Here is a 2,326-nt window from a genome sequence, read left to right on the forward strand (position 1 = left end):
GGACGAGGCGGTCTTGGTGCATCGACTGATTGAGGCGGCCCTGGCCGAGGGCGGTAACGATAATATTAGCGTCGCGGTGATTGCCGCACCCGACAGCTTTGCGCCCCGCAAGCCTTGGCTGCGCCGCATTTTAGGGCTGGGCGGCTTTTTTGCACTGCTACTGCTTGGTGCCTTATATAGTGGGCGCTAAGCATACAGCAGACGTTTAGTGTTTTTGCACTGCGGGCGTAAAGCCTTTTTGCGTTGCGAGCATATAGCACCTTAGCATAAGATTATTTTTTGGCTTACCCCTTACTGACTTCCCCCTTAAAGCTTTAGGCCTTGCTACCTTGTTACCCTATTACCTATTAAGCAAGCACATTTGCCAAGCACTTTATTACTCAACAACTGCTGGATTCGCCTGCGCAGGGTGGCCCAAAAAATCACAGGGCGATGGCGGCTGCTTGCCGTTGATGTCGACAATGCCATAGTGCAGCGCTTGCTCGGCGGCGACCAGAATCTGCCCGCTTTTTTGCATCAGCGCGGGGTCGTGAAACAGCGCATCAATCACCAAGCCGGTAAACTCTGGGGTTTCGGCAATCGCCGCCATGCCGCCATATTGCTCGGGTTGCTCGTTTAACAGGCGCTGGGTGCGCTCGGTTAACAGCAAGCCCATCCAGATTGACAAACAGGCGATGCCATAAGGTTTGCCATCGATAGCCATATCGTTAGCAAATTTATCGACCGCCGCTTTTCCGCCACCGTAGGCTGGGCCATGCATATAGCAGCGCCCGCCAGCCGATGAGGTGTGCACAATTAAGGTATTACGACCGTCAATCGCCGTTTGCTCGGCCATGATTTGCGCGGCGTAATAGCTAGCGACATAGTGCGAGCGCATGCCAACCTGCAAAATATCCAGCTGCTGCAGGCCTTTTTGCCAAAACGGTTTTTTATCGGTAAGCCCTTCGGGTATCGCACAGGCATTATTGACTAACAGATCAAGCCTGCCTTGCTCGGCTTGAATGCGCTGAAACATAGCCGCTACTTCGGCGTCGTGATTATGATCGACCACTACTGCCTTAGCGCTAGCGCCGCGCGCTTCGATGGCGGCAACGGTTTCGGCCAGGCTGCCGGGCAAGTCGTGACTATTGGCCTGCTGCGTGCGCGCACTGATATAGATTACCCGGCCGGGCTTAGCCAGCGCCAGCGCAATGCCCTTGCCAGCGCCGCGGCTGGCCCCGGTCACGGCGATAATAAGCGGTGCTTGTGACATGGTGGTTCCTTATTGTTGTATGTCTGAATAGCTAGGCACACTATAAACCGCGCCTGCACCAGCGGCCAGTGCCGCCCGCGATATGGCATAAAAAAAGCGCCCGCAGGCGCTTTTTTAACCGTTGACTGAGCTTGCTGCCAGACTGCTAGCTAGTGATCAACGATTTTAGATTATTTGGGCTGCTTTGAGGCACAGAGCGGCGATTCAGGAATCTCATCGCGCGCCGCCCATTCGTCGGGGCTGTAAAGATGCAGCGCCAGCGCATGCACCGGGCCATCGAGCTCAGCCTGCAGCAAGGCATACACGGCCTGATGCCGCGCTACTTTGCGCTTAGCCTGAAAGCTGTCGGCCGCGAGGGTAACTTTAAAGTGCGATTCGGTGGCTGGGCCCGAGTGCATATGCGATTCGTTTTCGACCAGCAAAAACTCTGGCGCAAACGCTGCCGCTAACTTTTGCTCGATGGTTTGTTGAATAGTTTCTGCAATACTCATCAGATATGCCACGCAGTTTAGGATGCAGGCCGCATATGCGGGAATAATAGAACGTCACGAATGCTAGGGCTGTCGGTAAGCAGCATCACTAGGCGGTCGATACCAATGCCCTCGCCGGCGGTTGGCGGCAGGCCATATTCAAGCGCGGTGACGTAGTCGCCGTCGTAGTGCATGGCTTCGATATCGCCGGCATCTTTTTCAGCCACCTGTGCCTGAAAACGCTCCGCTTGGTCTTCGGCGTCGTTCAACTCAGAAAAACCGTTAGCAATCTCGCGCCCGCCAACAAAAAACTCAAAGCGGTCGGTGACAAACGGATCGGCATCGCTACGGCGCGCTAGCGGCGACACTTCGGTGGGGTATTCGGTAATAAAGGTCGGCTGAATCAAGCGGTGCTCGACGGTTTTTTCAAAGATCTCAATTTGCAGCTTGCCTAAGCCCCAGATGTCTTTAACCGGAATATGCAGCTTTTCACACACTGCCTTTGCGCTGTCGATATTGTCGATATCTGCTGCGTTTAATTCTGGGTTGTATTGCAAAATCGAATCGAATACCGATAGACGCGCAAAAGCTTGAGCAAAATCGT

Annotated in this window: 4 protein-coding genes; 1 reads left to right on the forward strand and 3 read right to left on the reverse strand. The window is 54.3% G+C overall.

The window, feature by feature from the left end; translation table 11 throughout:
• Positions 1-190: hypothetical protein (locus HRU21_12875; GenBank protein NRA43182.1), on the forward strand; the 190-nt coding region annotated here is incomplete at its 5' end.
• 186 nt (positions 191-376) lie between these two features.
• Here the strand turns inward: HRU21_12875 and HRU21_12880 are convergent.
• From HRU21_12880 to HRU21_12890, 3 genes are all read right to left on the reverse strand, one after another.
• Entirely contained in the window at positions 377-1,252 is an 876-nt protein-coding gene (locus HRU21_12880) for an SDR family NAD(P)-dependent oxidoreductase (protein NRA43183.1), read from the reverse strand.
• Positions 1,253-1,422: 170 nt separating this feature from the next.
• Positions 1,423-1,743: a BolA/IbaG family iron-sulfur metabolism protein gene (locus HRU21_12885; protein NRA43184.1), complete on the reverse strand. Its 321-nt coding sequence runs from the start codon at positions 1,741-1,743 to the stop codon at positions 1,423-1,425.
• A 17-nt stretch (positions 1,744-1,760) separates the two neighbouring features.
• Positions 1,761-2,326: lysine--tRNA ligase (locus HRU21_12890; protein NRA43185.1), on the reverse strand; the 566-nt coding region annotated here is incomplete at its 5' end.

Source organism: Pseudomonadales bacterium, assembly GCA_013215025.1.
GTDB lineage: Bacteria > Pseudomonadota > Gammaproteobacteria > Pseudomonadales > DT-91 > DT-91.

Excerpts from the sequence above, each read along its gene's own strand:
- HRU21_12885 (NRA43184.1), bottom strand. The coding sequence starts at position 1,743 with ATGAGTATTGCAGAAACTATTCAACAAACCATCGAGCAAAAGTTAGCG.
- HRU21_12880 (NRA43183.1), bottom strand. The coding sequence starts at position 1,252 with ATGTCACAAGCACCGCTTATTATCGCCGTGACCGGGGCCAGCCGCGGC.